This is a genomic window from Rhodothermales bacterium (assembly GCA_013002345.1).
In the GTDB taxonomy this organism is placed as follows: domain Bacteria; phylum Bacteroidota; class Rhodothermia; order Rhodothermales; family JABDKH01; genus JABDKH01.
The window spans coordinates 1-20,263 of sequence record JABDKH010000376.1 but is presented as its reverse complement, the minus strand read 5'-3'; the positions used below and the strand labels follow the sequence as shown (position 1 = coordinate 20,263).

Below are 20,263 nucleotides of genomic sequence, written 5' to 3'. Positions count from 1 at the left end.
TCACGGAGCGGTTTCAGGGCTCGCGGAGCCCGACCGACGCAGATACTCCAGCAGGGCTCGAGCATCTGCCATGGTGATATTCTGATTTGGCATCATGGTCATGTACTCGGCGAGGAGTTGTCTCGCTTCGGGGTGTGTTTTGATCATCTCGTCGGGGTTGACGATCATATTCACGATGTAGGCCGGACTCCTTCGCAGGGTGATTTCCCGGAGGGCGGGTCCCACATACCGTTCGTCAAGTTTGTGACAGGCCGCACACTTTGTGTTGAATAATGCGGCGCCGGAGTCGGCGAGTGCTTCGTCGATCGATGTCAGGGTCATCACCTCTGTTACCGGCCCGATACCGTGCTCGAGCTGAAACGCAGTGAGATCGCTGCCGGGCGCTGCTGCCGAAGACGATTCCGTCTCCTTGCCTCCGCACGCTCCGATGAAGACGAGGAGCGCAAGGCACATCGCCGAATAGATGGTGGTTCCAAAAGATGTCATTATCCGCCAGGAGTTGTGTTTAAGATGATGTCATGGACGTTTGGGTCGCGCTCAATGTCAAGGAGTCAAGCTGAAGGCTTTCATTGACGTCTGCGATCGTCGTTTCGTCGAAGAGGTCGCCGCACCGGTCACGGGCGGCCTTCCACCGACGGCAAAACGTGCAGGGATTTTCGGCCGAGCATTCCGCGATCGCGATGGGACACTGGTCCGGGTGCGGAATACCTTCCACGGCCACGATGATCTCGCGCAACGTGATGTTCTCCGGTGGGCGAGTGAGGGCGATGCCCCCCAAAGGTCCTCGATGCGATCGGGTAATCCCGGCCCTCGTAAGGTCCTGTAGTACTTTCGGTAGATAGTGCTGCGAAATGTCGAGGCGTGTACTGATCTCTCGTACCGAGATGTACGCCGAACCGGGCTGTGAGGCCATGAACAGCGCCGCACGAATGCCGTACAGACTACGCTTCGAAAGCAGCATCTCTGATAAATAAAGGGTTTCAGACTCTTTTATCTGATTTTACTGCAAAAGGAGGTCCGCAGCAACCTGCAATGGTCGGCTCCCCGAACTCTTCACAATTCGGACCAAATTGTCTTTAATACAGCGAGAGCCTCAGGAATTGCTTGCGCCGCCGATTCTGATACCACCCGCGACAATCTGGCTTGCCGTCTCGGCCAGGGTAGTGGATTCAAGCAGATTGCTCAGGCGATCGCGCTCCCTGGACCACTCGACGTGCAGCGGACAGGGGACCTCGTCGCCGCAGCCGGGCAATCCGAGCACGCAGGCACAGAACAGATCGTCTCCGTCCAGTGCCACGACGATATCCTTGAGGGAAATGCTACCGGGCGACCGGGCAAGTCGCACGCCGCCTTTCGGACCGCGAAAAGACTCCACAAGCAGCGCGCCATTAAGTTGCTGCAGAATCTTGGTCAGAAAATGAAAGGGGACTTCGAGGTCGTCGCTGACCCTGCGGATCGGGACATATCCGTCACCCTCATGCTGGGCGATGTAAATCGCGGCTCGCAGACCGTACTCGCAGCCCCTCGACAACAACATACTGGTATCCGGATATCAGACTCTGACATCTGGATATGGACTTGGAGGCCGAGAGTTCCGCGAGGCTGTTCTCATTGCCGGCCGTCTCTTGCCGGCGGCGGCGTGACTCCACGGATCTCGCCAACGGCACACGCGACAGCTAAACTGTCGCACCTATCGCCCGTTGCTCGGCACGCCCTCGTGCGCCTCCGGCTTCCAGGAGAGGATGTAGTCGCTGTCCTCATTTGCGACTGCGGCCCGCGTGAGTTTCAACGGCTTGAAGGTGTCTACCATCACCGCCAACTCTTCCGTACCCTCCTTGCCAATCGAGGCTTCAACGGTGCCCGGATGCGGTCCGTGCGGAATACCACCAGGGTGAAGCGTAAAGGAGCCGCGGCCAACTCCCTTTCGACTCATGAAGTCCCCATCGACGTAGTACAACACCTCGTCGGAGTCGATGTTTGAGTGACTATACGGCGCCGGAATAGACAGCGGGTGATAGTCGTACTTGCGAGGCACAAAAGAACAGATCACAAAATTGCGCGCCGCAAACGTCTGGTGAACCGGTGGGGGCTGGTGAAGACGCCCCGTTATCGGTTCGAAATCATGAATCGAAAACGCATACGGGTACATGTAGCCGTCCCACCCCACGAGGTCGAACGGATGATATCGATAGAACAGACGATGATAGAAACCGTGCTTGGCGATTCTGATCTCGAATTCGCCTTGCTCGTCGTGGGTGACGAGCTCGGTCGGTGGTCGAATGTCTCGCTCGCAAAACGGACTGTGCTCCAGCAGTTGTCCAAACTCGTTTCGATATCGCCTTGGAGTCCGGACCTCTGAGAAGCTCTCAATCACGAGAAGACGCGGAGTCGTCGTTCCCTCAAATGTCCATTTGTGGGTCACCGTGCGAGGCACATGGACGTAGTCGCCCGGCTTGAATTCCAGAACTCCAAACGGGCTTTCCAGAATACCCTCACCTTCGTGCACAAACACGACTTCGTCGGCAACGGCGTTCTTGTAGAAATAACCGGTCGGCTCCGTCGGACTGCAAAGAGCAAGTCGAACGTCCGCGTTGCCCATCACGTAGGTTCTGCTGTCCAACCAGTCGCCCCTGGACTCGATCTTGTCACCGAGGATGTGTCTGTGGTGAATAAAGGCGTCGTCGACATACTCGACCGGGTTGGGGATCGATGGCTCGACGCGCTCCACGACGGTAGGCGGGTGGACGTGGTACGCTATGGAAGAAATACCACTGAACCCCTCGGCGCCGATGACCTCCTCACTGTAGAGAGACCCGTCCGGGCGGCGAAACTGCGTGTGACGCTTGGGGGGCAGTTGACCCAACCTGAAGTAGTGTGGCATGGATTTACCTCGTGGAGTGCTGCATCGATCTACAGTGTTCCGCGCAGTGCCTGCTCGCGCTCGATAGACTCGAACAACGCCTTGAAATTTCCTTTTCCGAAAGATCTCGCGCCCTTTCGCTGGATGATTTCGTAGAAGACCGTAGGACGATCCTGCACTGGTCGCGTAAATATCTGCAGCAGGTATCCTTCGTCGTCGCGGTCAACGAGAATCCCGAGCTCCTTCAGTGAATCGATATCCTCGTCGATCTTGCCGACTCTGTCCTGCAGTTCATCATAGTACGTTGTGGGCACATACAGGAACTCGACACCGCGGCTGCGCAGTTGCTTGACCGCACTCAGAATGTCGTTCGTGGCCATCGCGACGTGCTGGACGCCCGCATCGCGATAGAAGTCGAGATACTCTTCGATCTGACTCTTCTTGCGACCCGCAGCCGGCTCGTTGATAGGGAATTTGATGCGCTCGTTTCCGTTCGACATCACCTTCGACATCAGTGCGGTGTAGTCGGTTGAGATGTCCTTGTCGTCAAATGACACAAGCTGCTTGAACCCCATCGCAGTCGCGTAGAAATCGACGAACTTGTTCATGTCACCGAGCGCGACGTTGCCCACACAGTGGTCGACGTACTCAAGGCCAACAGGGTGCGTCTCCCAGTGTGGATTCGACCATTCTCTGAAGCCCGGCATGAACAGCCCGTTGTACTTGTGCCGTTCAACGAAAGTATGAATGGTATCGCCGTAGGTCGCGATCGAAGCCAGCACGACCTCTCCGTCGTCGTCTTTCAGAGTCCTCGGTTCGGAAATCGCTTTCGCTCCTCGTCGCGTGGTCTCCTCGAAGGACCTGGCAGCGTCGTCCACCCACAGTGCAATGTCCCGGATACCGTCACCGTGCTTCTTGACGTGCTCCGCGACGAAACTGTCGGGAACGAGAGATCCCGTGAGAACGAATCGAATTTTTCCCTGCTTGAGGAGGAAGCTGGTTTTTTCGCGACTGCCGGTCTCCAGGCCTCGATATCCGATGATGTCGAACCCGAAAGCGGTGTGGTAAAAGTGTGCGGCCTGCCGGGCATTCCCGACGTAGAACTCGACATAGTCGGTTCCATTGATCGGGAGGAAATCGTCCTTCTCCCGGCTCAGAGCGGGGTTGAGCGTTGATGGTTCAGACATGGCGGGTCAATTCTCGTGAGACAATGAGCGGAAGCAAGAGGGCACTCCTCAGGCCCAGACAGGTGACGGATGCACCAAAATTAGACTTGAGTACAAGAAGCGCGTTCCCTGACTTCGCGGACCGTTAACTTGAAACGAAGATACGATAGTTCACAAGCCATACCGATAAAGATGGACAAATGGAAGATCCTGAGCAGCCAGTATCTCCTGCGCCGCAAATGGATGGACGTAAGGGAGGACCGCGTGCAGCTTCCGACCGGCGTCATCATTGATGAGTTTCATGTGCTGGAGTATCCCGACTGGGTCTGCGTGCTCCCGTTTACGGACGATGAAGAGGTTGTTCTGGTCCAACAATACCGGCACGGTGTTGAGCGGGTATGCGTGGAGTTTCCCGCAGGCGTGGTCGAGCCCGGGGAAGATGTCATGGAGGCCGCAAAGAGGGAACTGATGGAAGAAACCGGCTACGAGGCGACTGACTGGGAGTATCTGGGAGATTGCGCGCCGGAGCCCAGTCGTCATTCAAACCGTGCGCACATGGTCGTGGCCCGGGGGGCCGTACGCGCGCGTGCACCACGACCCGACGAGAACGAAGTTATTTCTGTTCTCACGCTTCCTGTCACGGAGCTGCGTCAACTGATTGCCAGTGACGAGTTTGTACACGGCGTCCACCACGCCGCCCTGTTGCTGGCCTTTCTCAATGGCGCCATAACGCTGTAGACCGGCGGCTACCGGCGGCATGAGTCCGCGCAACAACGGGTCGAATCCTACGTTCCTGTATCTGGTCCATGTCCGTGATCGCGACGCCGCCCATGCGCATTATTGCCACCTCGTTCTTACTGGTAGGATCTGTTCTTCTGGTCTCGTGTACGGAGCATAATCCGTACGTGGTGTCGGAGCTGTCTCTGGAGCGGCTGGGTTGGGACACGGTTCGGGTCGACGTGCGGTTTGCCAGGGTGAACGCATGGGGCAAAGTCGATTCGGTCGAGCGACCGGTTACGACCCTCAACTTGTTCAACGCGACGTTCGACACGCTGTACAGCGGGCCGGAGTTGATTCTTCCGGTTCCCGACCGAGCTCTAGCCAGTGAGGAGCCCGTTCTGGTCGAAGTATGCGGCCGCTTTGACGGGATGAACGTTTGCGAGCAGAAGGGATTTCTCGCCTCGCCAAAGCGCATCGAAGCACGTCACGATCTCGACTATCCGCAGAATGGCGATGTTGAGCAAGGGTCATACTCCGTCACTCTTGCCGTCGAAAGAAAAGCGTGGCAGGCTGATTCATGGCAGGAGATTGAATCGAGAGAGGTGTCCGGCTACTGGCTCGCCTATGTGGATGGTCATGAAGATGAAGGAGTCCGGATCCCGTTCAGACGGACGCGCGGTCGATTCAACCTTGCACGTCTCGAGAACTACCGCGACTTCAACTACTACTTGAGGTCGGCGCTTCTTGAGGAGAGCGAGGCGGTTGTCAGATTTGATCTGTACGTAGGTCTCGGCGGTGACGAGACGCGTGTCGCCAACGACGAGAAGGTTGTTCGCAAGAAGCCGCGCGAAATCCGGGAGTTGGAGGTCGGGTCGTTCGTCGAGCAAGCGGCTGTCGAGGTTCTACGCCGCCTCACATCGTTCTTCGGCCCGACCCGCACGTATGTGTACCTGGACTCCTGGCAGTTCATTGAGAGTGAGCGACGCTACGTAATTGAGATGGAGATCACGTGGGGCGGCACCTTTCTGCGTCAGCGCTGGTACCGGATCGGTGGGCTGCTGGAGGTGAAGGAAGACGGCAGCGGTGCCGTGTTCAGAAGGACGAAGTCGAACGAGCGCGGTGCTGATCGTTGGGAAGGAAGGATCGACGGTGACCAACTTCGTCTGAACGACATGCACCCTCGCTCCCCGGATGAAAGCACAGACGGCTCGGGCGAAGCAGGCTGAGTCACGTTCCGTCCTCGCTCCGCTGGCCCGGGCCCACAAGCCTGAAGCGGACCGGAAGCTGCATTCTGACCGCCACTTTCTTTCCATTCTGGCGTCCCACGACAAACCTCGTGCGTCTCAGGGCCCGCACTGCGGCCGAATCGCAAAGTGGATGCAGTGACTTCATGACGACGACGTCGCTGGGCTGGCCGTCGGTACCCACAACGAATCGTAGCACGAGGCGGCCCTCGATCTGGCGCTCGATCGCCTCCGGGGGATACTCTATGTTGATGTAGTAGGCACCGAGTCCCCCCCGGATGGCCGGAGGCGACTCCACGTGGTCGAAGATCGTCTCCCGGGCTTGCATTGGAGTTGCTGCGACGGCCTTCGACCGCTCGGCCTCCGGCTCGACGGTCTCGCCCCCATCAGTACTCGCCGGACGATTCGGTTGCGGGCCGTCCATGGTGGTTGCAATTCCGCCTTCCATGCGGGTCGCCCGCACCCCGCGGCTGGCGCTGAATTCGATGGGATCGGTTGTCGACGACGGAGCCCAGCCGACACGCGTATCCGGTGCTCCGAGCGGGATCTTGAACAAGACGGTTATCGCCAGGAGACTTAGCGCCAGAGACACGAGGGCGAGGCTACGATACTCGTTTTCTCGTACAGCGTGACGCTGCAGGTTGTCCGGGCGTGTTCTGTCGGTACGGGTCACCGGCGTCTCGAATGACGATTGTGACACACGGTCTTACTTTGTTCACGTCCAGGTGAAACAAATGTTGCTAACCAATGCCCTGCCGGGACAATCCGCAAGTTCCTTAGATTTGAACTGTAACCTACACCGCCGCCGCATTGACAGCTGTACCGACCAAAACGCGATGTCTTGTTCTCACTCAACAGGACGGTAGGACTTCGGCATCGATTGAGAGCGTCCCCATCGCCTCCATACCCAACAGGGGAGACGTCCTTGTCAATGTGGCGTATAGCAGCCTCAACTACAAAGATGCACTGGCCGTGACCGGGCGCGGCAAGATCATCCGGGGTGAGTTTCCGTTCGTCCCCGGGATTGACCTCGCAGGAACCGTTGTCGAATCGGACAGCCGTTTGTTCACACCCGGGGACGAAGTCATTGCGACGGGCTGGGGTCTGGGTGAGAGCTCCTGGGGTGGATACACCGAGTACCAGCGCGTTCGGTCCGAATGGCTGGTGCCCGTACCGGCGGGCCTTGATTTGCGGATGGCGATGGCTTTCGGGACCGCCGGCCTCACGGCGATGCTGGCAGTGAAGTCGATTGAATCGAAGGGCATCGGCCCATCAGATGGCGAGGTCGTCGTGACGGGCGCGACCGGTGGGGTCGGCAGTATGGCGATCCTGATTCTCGCCGGGCTCGGATATGCGGTGGTCGCATCGACAGGTAAGCCAGACGCTCACGCGTATCTGCGTCGTCTTGGTGCATCGACGATCATCGACCGGGGCATTCTTTCGGCAGGTGCGGCGCGTCCGCTGGATACCGGATCCTGGGCTGCAGCAATTGACAGTGTCGGCGGGTCGACGTTGTCAGCGATTCTTAGTCAGATCAAGCGACACGGAGTGGTCGCTTTATGTGGACTGGTTGGCGGGGCTGAGTTCGAGAGTACCGTGTATCCGTTTATCCTGCGAGGCGTGAGCCTGGTCGGGATTGACTCAAATACATGTCCACCGCCTCTGCGTACATCTGCCTGGGAACGAATCGCCGGTATCGTGCCGAGTAACGACGTGCTTCAGACGGTTCGGATGGTGAAACTCCAGGATGTGTCGGAAGTGTGCGAAGAGATGCTCGCTGGACGGATCACAGGTCGAACCGTTGTCAGCATTTTCGGCGAAGACGCGTAGCGGACGGAGGTCGCAGTCAGGACCTGTTGCGAAGAGATGCCTTACCGGTCCCAGGGAGATGCCTCCTGCATCCGTGGGTCACTCGTATGGCGAAGATAGCCCTCCCGCTCACCGCATAGTGTGGCCATGAGGTCCTGGTGGCAGGATCTTCGGCCTGATTATGGACCATGTCTGGATCGCTAGGTCTGATTTTTTCATCATGAGGTCCAAGATCATGCTCTTTTTCAACGAAGTGGTCTTCGGCGAAAACATCATTTCACCAGAACCATCTTGCGCGTGTCTCTGAACAGAACCCGCCCGAAGTTCGTCGCTTCGATACGATAGAAGTAGACACCGCTGGCAAGCGACTTGAGGTCGACTCGTAGCTTGTGTGAACCGGCGCGCAGCGCATCCATCTTGTATCGCAGAACGCGCTGGCCAAGTGCATTGAACACCTCGAGTTCGACATCTGCGCTCTCCGATAACGCGTACGGCACTGTGGTACTCGGATTGAACGGATTCGGGTAGTTCTGGTCGAGCGAAAACTCCTCAGGGATCTCAGATTCTTCTTCGGTCCCAACGATCACCAACCGACCGACTTTCGACGCCGCCGGCTCGCGATTGCCCGCACGGTCGGAAGTCAGCGTATAGAAGCTGTACCGATGATCCTGCTCGGCGTTGAACAGGAGTCCGGAGGATGCAAGATCTTCGCCGTGGAGTTCGAATGCCCCGCCATCCTTCGACACGTAGAGGTCGAATAGCTCCACGCCCGAGCCGCCCGGATCGTCGTGGCCCTCGAACGTCAGTTCGAACGTGGTCGTGTCGACGCGCGCAGGCACCTCAACTACGTGGCTCTCAGGCAGGCCTGCGTCGATCGTGTTGAAGACTTCCGGCGTTCTAATCGCTTCGTTACGGTCGAATACGATCTCGGCATTCGCCAGGATGATGTCGCCGGTGGTTGCCTTTGGGTTGGGCCGGACCGTGTACGAGACAAAGCCTTCGCCGCTACCCTGGCTGTCGTTCACCGGGAGGAATCCGGCGAGCGGATTCGTGTGAACTCGACCGGTTGCGGGATCGAGCGTGCGCAACACCCAGAACACACGTCCGGTTTCTACATCCAATCCGGCGTCAACGTCGAGCAGGATCCCAAGTGAATCACTCAGATCCAGTCGCTCGGAATACGCGGCCGTGTTCTGTGGCGGCTGAAATGTCAAATCCCCGAACCCGAACTCGCCCAACTTGAACGATCGCGTGTCGATGGTTGAGTCTGGCAGGATCTGCTCGATTGTTACGACGTGAGCGGGCGCGGTTGCGAGTTCGGCGTCATTCTCGAATCGGATTGTGTAAGGGAGGGTTTCCGACACCGAGACCCATCGCTCGTCGCCCGCGCCGGCGGGCCCGACGATGTCGTTGGGGTCGAACGATGTGATGACCGGGATGATGGGTGGTGGCTTAAAGAGGAACGGCGGCAGTTCAGGTGGTTTCGGGCAGTCCTTTCGTTTCGGCGGTATGCGCACGATTCCGCCGACGGGCTCGTGCAACAGGACCTCGGTTCGGAACGGCTTAGCATCACCACAGAGCTGAAGGTTTCGGGCACGCCGGTCGAAATCCGACAAGGCTGCGTCGCCTGCATCGAATTCGTAATTGTCGCCGAACTTGTAGACCAGGGTAGCTTCCCAAACGACAGTACAACCGGGCTTGTCGCACCGTCGGCCTCCAGGGTCTCGCATCGACCTGACTCTCAGGTTCGCCAGGTAGGCTCCTGCGGACTGAAACCCGCCAAAGGCGGTGACGAGATCACAACCGGGTTGCTCAAGATTGATCTGGTCCTGTGTCGGAAGGCCTTTGCTCGGGTCATAAAACGGCACTTGCACGCATTGGCTGTCCGTGTACGTCTTCGGCTTGGGCACGTCGATACCCAGTTCGCCCGCCGAAATGAGGTCTTCGTCTTCGAGGTCACCGACATTCTCACAACTTAGGTTGCGAATACGATCCTTGAGCTTGTCCTGAAGTTCTTCTGAGACCTTCTTGTGGATGTCTGCAAAACTCCTCTGTCCGGGGTGCGACCGCAACTTCGCTGCCAGCGGAGAGTTGTTGTCGTAGACAATTGGCGATCCATCTCCGTCGAGAAAGTGAAGCAGGTGCATGGCGCCGTGGGTTCCACCACAAACACCCGGAGCATTTATTCCGGCAGCGACGCACTTCAGCGTGAGCTCGTCGCCAACAGTCTGGATAGCACCGCAGTCTAGACCCGGAAGTGGGAGCGGGAGAATATTGACGGCGGTGCATGGGTCGGCGACAGAATAGTTCTTCGACAGATCCTCCAGCGGGGCGCTTTGCTCGGTGATGTCAGCCCACTCCGGCGCCTCTTGCGATTGGAGAATGTCGCGAAGAATGTGCAGCAGGAGGCTCAATCCATCCTGTTCAATAATGCTCGACTCTGAGAGTTGTGAAGCAGTTTCGGCAAGTCTCCGTTCATAGTCGCGCCAGCCGGCGCCGTGTAGTTCGTGCAGCAGTTCGACGACGGCAGGCGCCCATTTCTGATCCGGGCCGTTAAGATGTGCGTCGTCAAGCTCCGTTATGAGATCAAAAGGTTGACCTGATAAGCGGGCGAGGCCAGCATAGACCTTGAGCGGTCCGCTGGTCAAAGGAGCTACGACGTTCACCAGCACGCTACTAGTTTGACCGGGTCTGAGCATGCCTGCAACAGGGGCTTCTCCCGTCATCAGGATCCGTTTGTATCCGGCAATTGGCTGCTCATCCACATCGAAATTGGCGTATGTCGCCGGATCCGTCATAAAGAAGACGAGTGGGCTCATCATGTCGACATTACCGTGATTCGTAACCTCGAGCACAACCCTGAACTCAGAATCCACGAGCACCACTTCGGGGACCCCGATATCGACCACCGGGCCGGGCGCCACCTTAGGCACAACACTAAACGCGAGTGGGAGGATCGACCTCGAAATCAGAGTATCAATCCTGACGATCTGCGTCGAATCCACCCCGAGCTCCAGCGATGACTCGTCCTTCTCCAGGATGACGTCGTATGCTCCGAGGGGCACGTCGCGGAGGTCGAAGGTGGCGTAAGCCTCCGACGTACTCGCCCGCACGACGCGGTCTGCACGGATGCTGATCATATCGTTCTCTAGATACGCGCGCAGACGTTCACCAAGCGCCGCGCCCGACATCCGAAGAGTCACGTCTCCGCCCTCGCCACCTCGATCGAGGTCGATGGCGTCTAGTTCATACTGAAGTGCTTTTGCCGAGAGCGTGTAGTCGGTTCCCTCGTCCGAACCGTCCCGGCCGAAAAGCAATACGTACTGCGCAGTATGACCAAACGAGGTCGGAACCGCGAGGTCGAAACTGGACGCAAACGGCTCGGCGAAACTGGCGTCGGAGACCGTTCTTGTGGGTATTGATCCGTCACGTACGTACAACTCGTTGCTCGAGTTGTCATCGGAGGCATCGAGCCCCAACTCGATCGTCTCTGTACCTGCCGGAATATCAATCTTGTAGTAACGCGACTGGCCCGGGAGCAGCGTTCCGGACACCGACCCATCCAACTCGAGAACTTCCACATCTACCCTAACAGTATTCGTCGAAGCAGTGGTGTTGTTGTCATCCGCCGTCTCCCGAATACTGTTCAGGATGTCGGCGCGAACGATCGCGTAGTATGCGCCAGATGTGACGCCGGGAAGGGACGCCGTGACATCACCCTGGGCGTCCAACTCGAGCGTCGTTGACAGATCGACTTTGCTGACAAAAACCTGCGAGGAGCCCGGAGCTAGATCGATAAATTGGTCCTCGGTGCCAATCAGCGGATCGTCCACGTGCCATGTCTCATCTGAAGAAACGTAAACGGCATCACGGAGCCAGCCCATTGCCGGATTGCTGCCTTGATTCGTGAGCGTCCACACTATGGTGGTTTCTTGTCCGGGGATCGCCGTCTCGGGGACTTCGACATCGGAAACCACGAGATCCGATGGTGGAGCCAGTGTGAGTGAAATTTCGTGAACCCGGGAATTGTTGTCTTCGTTCACGCCCTCGAACACAGTTCCACCATCATCGAGCGAGACAAGGAGGAACTGGGTGCCGGACCGGAACGGCGGCATGGCCATCTCGAGTTCGAACTCGTACTGTTCGCCAACGGCGAGCGGGCCTGTCGTTTGGCGACTGGCGACTATGAAATCTCCGATTTGAAGCGTCCGGTCGGAGGACACGTAAATCGCATCGGTCCAATCCGCCGGGGCGGTCTCAGGCCCGTCGTTTGCGACCGTGATCGTCAGCGTAATTGGTTGTCCGGCCACCGCCGTTGTCGGGCCTTCGATGCCGGCAACGCGCAGGTCAGCTGCAGCGGCGTCAGAAATGTCGATTGCGTTTCCGCCGATTCCCACGTTATTGCTCTCGTCCGAATCTGGAACCTCGGCATGCACTAGCAAATTAAGCACGCCTGAGGCTGCGGGCGGGATTTCCACGACGGCACTTCGGCGATACGAGCCGCCCGGGGCAAGTCCCTCCGCACGTCTGAATCGGCCGAGAACGGCATCTGAGCTGGGATCGAGATTGCCGTCCGACGAGAGATACAGCACGTCGTCCCAGATGGGGCTTGGCGGAGCCGCCTCACCGGCGTTCTCTACTGACCACTCGACGCGAATCGTTTCTCCGGCGCGTGCCTGATTTGGACTGGAAACCCTGGCCACGAGGACGTCCACCGGCGGATATGGCGCCACCGCGAGGGCACTTGTCTGCACGTTGTTTGTGGTGTCGTCAGGGAATTCGAACACGGATCGATCGTCGTCGGTGACGATATGCAGGAACAGGTCGCCAGCCATTTCGGCAGGCAGTGCTACGTTTTGCGAGTGATCGTACGTGCTGGCCTGGGGCAACTCCTGCCGAACCGGGCTCGGTGCCAGTGGAAAGGCAGTCGAGTCGAAAGCCGCACGCTCCGACAGATAGATCCGGTCCGTCCAGCTTCCATCGAGTGAGCCGTCACCTTCGTTCTTGACGGACCAGCGCACCAGGACGTCGCTCCCGGCCTCTCCGTTCTGGTCATGCTCAAAGGAGACGACTGCGAGGTCGGGATATGGAGGACGTTGAACATTGATCGCCAGGTCTGCAGCGTTGTTGTCCTCAAACGTGTGCTCAAAGACCGAATCTGCCCAATCCGCTTCGACCCGAAGAACGTAGGCACCACCCAGCCCATCGGGCACAGTGGCCGTCGCGCTGGCACCGTATGAACTATCGGGCTCAATCGGACCACGACGTCGAACGGTTGCGAGCAGGATTGGACTGTCAGGTTCGCCTTCAGCTACCAAATTAAGCCGATCATTCCAGACACCCGTTACGGTACCGGGTCCGCGATTCGTGACCGACCATTCGACGAAGATCTCGTCGCCCGCGCCGACTTCCGTCGGGCCGACTATCGACGTCGGCATGAGGTCCGGCGGTGGAGAAAGAGTCACCTGGATGGGATCGGATACAGTGAGGTTGTTCCCGGACGCGTCGCCCTCGAAAACGCTCGCATTGTCGTTTGTCTGAGCCACGACGTACCACTGGCCGGATGCCCGGGCTGGCAGCGCGATGGCCTCAATCAGCGTGTACGACTCACCTGCGGCCAGGGGGTCAGTGCGATGGGCTCGTGCGGCGATCTGGTCGAAACTGAGGGTTCCGTCTGGGTCATCGGTCAGATACAAAAAGTCATTCCAGCCAAACTCTGAAGAGGCATCACCCTCCCCGTCGTTCGTGATGGTCCACTCGACCTCAATCTGTCCGCCGGAGAACGCATTTGCCGGAATTGTGATTTCAGAAACAACGAGGTCTGGAGTCGCCGATCGTGCGACCTCGATAGGGAAGACCTGTGCGTTGTTCGTTTCGTCTTCCTCTCGCTGGATTCCGTAGCCGTTTGCTGCGATCTGAAGGTAGTTAGTGCCTGACACCGTGTCTGGAAGACGGACCGTGGACGTTTGGACGTACTGCTCCCCGGGTCCCAGCGCGGCTGGATTCGTGACTAGGCCAATGGTCTGAGAATTGAGCACAAATGATGGATCGTCCGAGAAGTTGATTACATCGGTCCAAGACGAAACATTTGTTGGCACGTCTGAGATGTTCGTAACTGTCCACTGCAACTCTATCTCGCGGCCCGAGAAGCCCTCAGTGGGAACAACAACGTCCGAAAGTGCCAGATCTGGCTCCAGCTCGGTACCGAACGTCCATCGAGGTCCGACCACCGTGCCATCCAGATTCCGCGACACGACGTACCAGACGTAAGTCTCTCCGCGCTCTATCCAAAACGGGGGAGGGATGAAGTTTGGTTGCACCAGATACGTGGCAAGGGGTACATCCTGCTCGCCAAAGTCTTCACGCCACAAGTAGAGATCGTGCGAGCGTGCGTTGGGAGCCGGTGTCCACGAAAGGCCGGTTGCGATGTCAACGGACATGTCGCCGTCTGCAGGATTTGGGAGGGTCGCGAGACCCGGCAGGTCCGGGATGAGCGTGTTCGATGTTGACGACGAACCCAGAGTGAACTCGCCCGATGGGTTTGTTGACGCGGCGGAAGCCACCGCAGATCCAGCGTCGATGGTCGTATTGAGGTTGTCCCAACCACCTAGTGGATCGTCCCTTCGAAGCAGTTTCAGGGATGCCGGATCCGCGATTCCTCCGAGGCCGTCGAATCCGATTGCGACCGTTGCCTGATCGTTGTTTGCGCTTGGCACGATATTCACAACCCATCGCTGGCCGGACGAAATTGTGGCGATTCCGGATGGAGCCGAGCCACCGGGATCCTCCGTAAACCGGCGCACGGAAATGAGTGCCGGTGTGGAGACAGACCCGAACGACAGAGTCAAGAGGGTTTCCGCCGTATCGCGGTCAAAAACCAACGGATCAGACTGGCCAGACGGTAGGTTTCGGGTCACTCGGGCCGCAAAATTGAGATCCTCGCCACCGACGGGTAGGTCGTCGAAAGGGACCGGATCTAACTCGCCCAATTCAACGATGTCAACGATTCGCGGGTTGCCGGGTCGTTCGTAGACCCAGTCACCCAGGTTCTGACCATCACCATCCGGGTCGATTGCGAACGCATACTGCAGTCCGTTCATCGGCGTGACCGGCACGCTGGCCGACCAGACTGAGTCAAAAAGGACGTCATCCAGCTCGTATTGACCAGCTTCGGGGCCGTTGAAGACGTCGACATAGAGGCCCATTCTGTCATCTAGAAAAAAATCGCCTCTCTCGAAAAGGCCAACGCGCTCCATCCTACGCATATCGACCCGGAAGGCGACAGGGCTCTTGCCCCGTGCGAGGACGATATCAAAGTCGGTCTCAACGGTGGCGTTGTTAAAGGCTTTGTCCTCGATGAACATCGAGAGCGAGAATCGTTTCGGCGAAGTGGGCATGTTGAACTGAGCAAGGAATACGAGTGCCTCGCACCTCCAGGTTCCAGAGTTCGCGTCCCCGCTATCAAGTTCGCACAACCCGGCCAAGAGGGGAATTCCCCCCTCATCCAATAGTTGAGCAAGGACTTCTCTCACGCCAACGCCACCGTCGGCGACCTCTGCCATGACCACCACGGTGTCGACGTCTCCGGGCATCACGTTGTCCGGGATGAAAATCGTGTCTGGACTCACGGACAACACACTGATGAGTTCAGGCGGGGTTTGGTCGCCCCCGGTTATCGTGAGAGCGTCGGGGAATACCACTACGGCGTTGTTGCCGGAGGCGTCGATGACCGTGAGAGAAAGGTCGTACACTCCGTCGAGGCTGCGGGCGGGCACAATGGCTTCCCCCTTCCAAACACCGTTCTGCGCGGTTCCAGACTGGAGGGAACCAGTAAAGAATCCTCTGCTTGCCTGAGCGTTCTTAAAGCTACCGAACACTTGAAGGATGCCGGAGTCGTTGTCGAGTCCGGTGAATGTTACCACTACGGTCTGATCGCCTTGGGAGAGGTCGATATTGGCGGGTTCAATGGTCGGCGTGCCGGAAACAGAGGGTGGCTCAGTGTCTTGCGCGTGGGACAGCGAAAACGTTATCAACGTCAGAACGATCGTCAGAAGTCGATATCGCGCGCGCATTTGGAAGCACCAAGAGTGGTATGAGAGTCTGGGGCAGACCACAAGGTAGGAACTCGACGACTTTGTCGAAACGTTCAGTTCGTCGTCGGCTTGAGCGCGTGGTCGTCAGCATTTCCGGCGAAGACGCCTGAAGGACGGTGGAGGAGGGAGGTCGCAACAGTGACTTGTTGCGAAGGTGACGTGCGCGGCGAGCGTCTCTGACCAGTGGCGGCCTCAAAAAAACAAAGAGCCGGGACAGCATGCCGCCCCGGCTCTTCATTCGACTTGCTACGGGCACATTCAGGCTGCTGCTGACCTCTTGTCATCGCCCAGCATTCCACGCTCCGACAGTGACTTCTCTATAGTGCCGAATCTCTCCTCATACGAATTGAATTCGGTGTAGGTCTGTTCAGAGGTCTTGGACAAGACGCGCCCAAACTCCTTGAGCGCCATCTTCTGATTCGAGAGCTGCGAACGAATGGCCTCGTTCTCCTCTTCCATTTTGTCTAGCTGACCCTCGCTGGTCTCAATGCGAGTACTGACTCGCTGCAATTCCAGCTCAAGCTGGTTCGCGATTGATTCGAAGGAATCCAATCGTTCCATGAGTCCATCAGGCAGAGCCTGCGATTCCGACTCAAAGGCTGATGCTCGTTTGGCGGAACGGTAGAAGTAAAAGGCGAGGACTGCAAGCGCAAGCGCAGGTAGCTGCCGGATGGCTTCGACGACAATGCTCTCCATTTCGGTCCAGGTATGGTGGTTATCCGCCGCGGCGTGCGGCTCTAAAAGGTGGTATCGGCACCGAGGACGCATTATAAAGACGTGGGACTCGGGTTGGGCCGTGTGTCTCGATACCTGCAAATCGGCCCGGCCAGATCGCAAAACGACTTAATTGGCCGTTCATGCGGTCGATACAGAAACGTAGTCTGAATCGTCTCACGACTCACTTGTACTAGAATGGAGTTTGTTCAGGTGCAGAACCGCTCTGTCGCTCGCGTCGCCTGGCTCCGAAAGTCGCGTTTCTGAACATCGCCTGAAGTCCGCCCCCAAACCGTCGCATCCACCTGATTCATGAAAGCCAGCTCTCCGAAGAAATTCGACATAAGGGCTCAGATCGGCAAGATCACGAGCTTGCTGGACGACGATGGCCCTGAGGATGTTTCAGGCGCGGAGGAGGAACCTGCGAATGTTCCGGGTCGCTCAAACGGCGACGCGGATAGCGTTGACGCCGGTTCAGAGGGGCGTGCAACGGAGGACGTTGGCAAACAGGATCTTGGCGACGCTGCCGGCATCATGGGATCCGATCTGGATCGGGGCTTTTTTGAAGGTACCGGTTCGCAGGGTTCGCTCGACAGTGAGGTAGCGCCGCAACCCCACACTACCGGCAAGATTTTCGCCGTGGACCGGGACCCGGTAGTCTTGTCCGGACCTGAAATCGCTGTCGACGTTTCTCGCATAGCTGAAGTATCGGATGCCTCCGACGGCGTTGACAACGGCGTTGATCAAGAGGTTGTCGGTGGCGAGGATGATGTCGATGACGAATCGGAGTCCGGTGATTTCGTCGGCCCCATCGATGCCCACGGCAACGTCATTGAAATCGAGGAGGAGACGACACTCGCCAACGGTCGACGTATCGCCGATCGCGTCGTGCTCCGGCTTATCAAGAAAGAGCTTCTGTCTGACGACCAGCTGAATGACAGCCTGGACGAATGGAAGCGACTGCACTCTGAGGGTTACAAGGTCCCGCTGTGGCGTGTCATTACACTCGATCCCCGGGTCGATCGGGAGCAGATATACCGTGAGGCTGCAGACGTCTACGCGTTCAAGGAAGCGAAGACGTCGTACAAAGAGGCGCTGGCGTTCATAGAAGCTATCGCGGAACAGTTCGATGGCCCCCACCTCGATCGAATGATCGAGTTGTTCGTGATCCCGATCGCGCAGTTCTCCGAACCGCGTACCGGCGAAATCCGCTGGATATTCGCCACACACGATCCGACTCGACCTGAGGTACACCGACTGCTTCAGAAGCTTCGGCTACGTCGTTTCGAGCTGCGATATACATCCGAGTCGTTCATCGGCGAACTGATTACAGAAGGATTCCTCTCCAAGAATGAGTATCTCGATCGGCTGAACGAAGATCCGCTCATCTACGATCTCGGATCCAGCTACAACTACGAGGAGGAGTCTCAGCTCATAGATGAGGAAGCTCTCGAAGCGGAGATCAACCGATCGTCGCTCATCAACCTCTTCGAGGCCACGCTGATCGAAGCGGTAAAGAAGGGCGCTTCCGACATTCACATCTTCCCGAATCCCGATGGCCAGATTGAAATCAACTTCCGGGTTGATGGTGAACTGACACGTTGGCATCTGGAGGAACGTATCCACCCGGAAGCCTTCCTCGCCGTTGTGAAGGACAACTCGCACAACGTTGACCGCTTTGAGAGGGACACAGCCCAGGACGGTTCGATACAGAGACGCATTGCGGACGCGATCATTCGATTCCGGGTTTCAATTCTACCGGTCGCGTCGCATCGCCCGGGTGTCAACGCAGAGAGCATCGTGATCCGTGTGCTAGATGACCGCAAGGTGCTTACGGACCTGTCGAAGCTCGGCATGCTGGACGATTCGTTGCAGCGATTCGACCATGCCATTCGCCAGCCGTTTGGGATGGTGATTCTCACGGGCCCGACGGGGTCGGGAAAGAGTACCACTCTTGTTGCCGCACTGCACCAGGTCGTCACCCCCAAGGTCAACGTCCTCACTGTTGAGGATCCGGTGGAATACCTTATCAAGGGCGTGCGACAGATCAAACTCAATAGCAGGCTGAATATGGAAGGAGCGCTCCGCTCCATCCTTCGCCATGACCCCGACATCGTGATGGTCGGTGAGATGCGAGATCGGCAGACGGCTGAACTGGCAATCAAGCTCGCAAATACGGGCCACCTGACGTTCTCCACGCTGCATACGAACGATGCCGTGAGCGCTGTGAGTCGTCTCTACAAGATGGGCATCGAGCCTTTCTTGATCGCCTATGCCATCAACATCGTCGTTGCTCAACGGTTGCTTCGCAACCTCTGTCCGGATTGCAAGATCGAGGCCAAGGACGTCGATCCCGAACTGCTGTCGTACCTCGGATTTTCGGAAGAAGAGTCAAAAGAGATCACGTTCTACACGGCCGACTTCGGGACAGACTGTCACCTCTGCGGCGGTCAGGGCTACAAGGGTCGGCGCGCGATAGCGGAGACGCTTCCGTTTACCAACATGATCAGGAAGAAGATACTTGCCGCTGGTGAGATGATCGACGAGGAGGGACTGCGGGACACGGCCCGTTCGGAAGGGATGCGCTCTCTCAGGGACTCGGCAAAACAGATTGTCATGAAGGGAGAGACGTCGGTCGAAGAGATGATCCGCGTAACGGGTACGACCGACTAGTGCGGAATTTCTAGCGGACGTGCTTAATGCGGTCGAATTCGGACCGATATCCCGACTAACTGGCAACCCGACTTTCGAAAAGCCGCGTTTGCTGGCCGGGAATACGCCTTATCGCCACCATCCAGCCGATCCCATGTCAGAACCTGAACGACGCGTCCCCGATGGCGACGCCTCAGATCCAACCATTTCGTCCGCTGCCTTTCGCGACCGTGTTGTTCGTGCTGCCTTTTCGGACGGTATCGTAAGCCGGGAACAGATCATCGCGGAGTGGGATGCATTCGTTGCCGAGCCGACGTCGAAGGGCACACGGTTCTGGAGATTTCTGGCAAACCGCCAGCGAGCCGGCCGTGAGGCGATCTACGCTCTGGCCGCTCGCACTTACGGGTTCGATGAAGTGGGGATTTCTGTCTCGGATGTTATCGCCGTCGTCCGTGGTGTGACGAGTCGGTTCAATAGGAAAGAGTGGGAGACGATGTCTCGACTCCGCATTCTTCCGATCGGCTTCGAGGATGCCGGAGACGGTGAGCAGGGTCGGATGCTGTTTGCGTGTTCGGACCCCACCCGCATGGAGGTGAACAGTTTCCTGTCACGCTTGTCGAGTCGATCATTCGTTCTTCACTACGCAGCGGCAAATTCGATCGATTATGTTCTTGATCGCGTCCTGCCGGTGCTTCTGTCCAAGGGTGAAGGGACGACCTCCAATCGCGTCTTTGAACCAAACGTCCGGCTCGTGCCGCTCGATCCTCTTCGAGATATCATGGAGGAGAGGAAAGGATTCAGGCGCGCCGCGTAACTGACTGGTTAGCCCGTGCTCTGCATGGCGGCTGCGATGCCGTTGATGCTGAGAAAAAGCGCTCGCCGAACAGGATCGACGTCTTCCGACTCTGCCGCTCTGTAGCGTCGAATCAAATCGATCTGTAACAGATTTAGGACGTCGGTAAACGGGTTTCTGAGGCGAATCGAATTGCTGATCACCTCGTTATT

Annotated in this window: 14 protein-coding genes; 5 read left to right on the top strand and 9 right to left on the bottom strand. The window is 57.8% G+C overall.

The annotated features are described in order from the left end of the window. From HKN37_17720 to hppD, 5 genes are all read right to left on the bottom strand, one after another. The gene (locus HKN37_17720; protein NNE48495.1) at positions 1-486 is read right to left on the bottom strand and encodes a cytochrome c; all 486 of its coding nucleotides are present in this window, start codon (positions 484-486) and stop codon (positions 1-3) included. 19 nt (positions 487-505) lie between these two features. Further along, entirely contained in the window at positions 506-961 is a 456-nt protein-coding gene (locus tag HKN37_17715) for an Rrf2 family transcriptional regulator (GenBank protein NNE48494.1), read from the bottom strand. Positions 962-1,093: 132 nt separating this feature from the next. Further along, positions 1,094-1,534, bottom strand: coding sequence for an Rrf2 family transcriptional regulator (locus HKN37_17710; GenBank protein NNE48493.1), 441 nt, complete (start codon positions 1,532-1,534; stop codon positions 1,094-1,096). A gap of 156 nt (positions 1,535-1,690) precedes the next feature. Then, the gene (locus HKN37_17705) at positions 1,691-2,881 is read right to left on the bottom strand and encodes a homogentisate 1,2-dioxygenase (GenBank protein NNE48492.1); all 1,191 of its coding nucleotides are present in this window, start codon (positions 2,879-2,881) and stop codon (positions 1,691-1,693) included. A gap of 29 nt (positions 2,882-2,910) precedes the next feature. Further along, entirely contained in the window at positions 2,911-4,047 is a 1,137-nt protein-coding gene (gene hppD, locus HKN37_17700; GenBank protein ID NNE48491.1) for a 4-hydroxyphenylpyruvate dioxygenase, read from the bottom strand. A 171-nt stretch (positions 4,048-4,218) separates the two neighbouring features. On the opposite strand from hppD, the gene HKN37_17695 reads away from it, so the two are divergent. Both HKN37_17695 and HKN37_17690 read left to right on the top strand, forming a co-directional pair. Then, positions 4,219-4,764, top strand: a complete 546-nt coding sequence (locus tag HKN37_17695; protein ID NNE48490.1) for an NUDIX hydrolase — start codon at positions 4,219-4,221, stop codon at positions 4,762-4,764. A gap of 92 nt (positions 4,765-4,856) precedes the next feature. After that, positions 4,857-5,972 (top strand): hypothetical protein, encoded by a 1,116-nt coding sequence (locus HKN37_17690; protein NNE48489.1) that lies wholly within the window; start codon positions 4,857-4,859, stop codon positions 5,970-5,972. A gap of 1 nt (position 5,973) precedes the next feature. Here HKN37_17690 and HKN37_17685 read toward each other — a convergent pair whose 3' ends face one another. Beyond that, complete coding sequence (locus tag HKN37_17685; protein ID NNE48488.1) at positions 5,974-6,690, bottom strand: energy transducer TonB; 717 nt, start codon at positions 6,688-6,690, stop codon at positions 5,974-5,976. Positions 6,691-6,800: 110 nt separating this feature from the next. On the opposite strand from HKN37_17685, the gene HKN37_17680 reads away from it, so the two are divergent. Beyond that, the gene (locus HKN37_17680) at positions 6,801-7,820 is read left to right on the top strand and encodes an acryloyl-CoA reductase (protein ID NNE48487.1); all 1,020 of its coding nucleotides are present in this window, start codon (positions 6,801-6,803) and stop codon (positions 7,818-7,820) included. 251 nt (positions 7,821-8,071) lie between these two features. Here the strand turns inward: HKN37_17680 and HKN37_17675 are convergent, their stop codons facing one another. Both HKN37_17675 and HKN37_17670 read right to left on the bottom strand, forming a co-directional pair. Then, positions 8,072-15,871, bottom strand: coding sequence for a T9SS type A sorting domain-containing protein (locus HKN37_17675; GenBank protein ID NNE48486.1), 7,800 nt, complete (start codon positions 15,869-15,871; stop codon positions 8,072-8,074). 279 nt (positions 15,872-16,150) lie between these two features. Then, positions 16,151-16,588, bottom strand: coding sequence for a hypothetical protein (locus HKN37_17670; protein NNE48485.1), 438 nt, complete (start codon positions 16,586-16,588; stop codon positions 16,151-16,153). A 552-nt stretch (positions 16,589-17,140) separates the two neighbouring features. Between HKN37_17670 and HKN37_17665 the strand changes: the two genes are divergently transcribed. Next, positions 17,141-19,279 carry a type II/IV secretion system protein gene (locus tag HKN37_17665; protein ID NNE48484.1) on the top strand — a complete coding sequence of 713 codons (2,139 nt, stop codon included), beginning with the start codon at positions 17,141-17,143 and terminating at the stop codon, positions 19,277-19,279. Between the two features lie 133 nt (positions 19,280-19,412). After that, positions 19,413-20,072: a hypothetical protein gene (locus tag HKN37_17660; GenBank protein NNE48483.1), complete on the top strand. Its 660-nt coding sequence runs from the start codon at positions 19,413-19,415 to the stop codon at positions 20,070-20,072. 8 nt (positions 20,073-20,080) lie between these two features. On the opposite strand, the gene HKN37_17655 is transcribed toward HKN37_17660, so the two are convergent. Continuing rightward, positions 20,081-20,263: phosphoenolpyruvate carboxylase (locus HKN37_17655; protein NNE48482.1), on the bottom strand; the 183-nt coding region annotated here is incomplete at its 5' end.

Coding starts and splice junctions, on each gene's coding strand:
- HKN37_17720 (NNE48495.1), bottom strand. CDS start 486: ATGACATCTTTTGGAACCACCATCTATTCGGCGATGTGCCTTGCGCTC.
- HKN37_17715 (NNE48494.1), bottom strand. CDS start 961: ATGCTGCTTTCGAAGCGTAGTCTGTACGGCATTCGTGCGGCGCTGTTC.
- HKN37_17705 (NNE48492.1), bottom strand. CDS start 2,881: ATGCCACACTACTTCAGGTTGGGTCAACTGCCCCCCAAGCGTCACACG.
- hppD (NNE48491.1), bottom strand. CDS start 4,047: ATGTCTGAACCATCAACGCTCAACCCCGCTCTGAGCCGGGAGAAGGAC.
- HKN37_17695 (NNE48490.1), top strand. CDS start 4,219: ATGGACAAATGGAAGATCCTGAGCAGCCAGTATCTCCTGCGCCGCAAA.
- HKN37_17690 (NNE48489.1), top strand. CDS start 4,857: ATGCGCATTATTGCCACCTCGTTCTTACTGGTAGGATCTGTTCTTCTG.
- HKN37_17675 (NNE48486.1), bottom strand. CDS start 15,871: ATGCGCGCGCGATATCGACTTCTGACGATCGTTCTGACGTTGATAACG.
- HKN37_17670 (NNE48485.1), bottom strand. CDS start 16,588: ATGGAGAGCATTGTCGTCGAAGCCATCCGGCAGCTACCTGCGCTTGCG.
- HKN37_17665 (NNE48484.1), top strand. CDS start 17,141: ATGGGATCCGATCTGGATCGGGGCTTTTTTGAAGGTACCGGTTCGCAG.
- HKN37_17660 (NNE48483.1), top strand. CDS start 19,413: ATGTCAGAACCTGAACGACGCGTCCCCGATGGCGACGCCTCAGATCCA.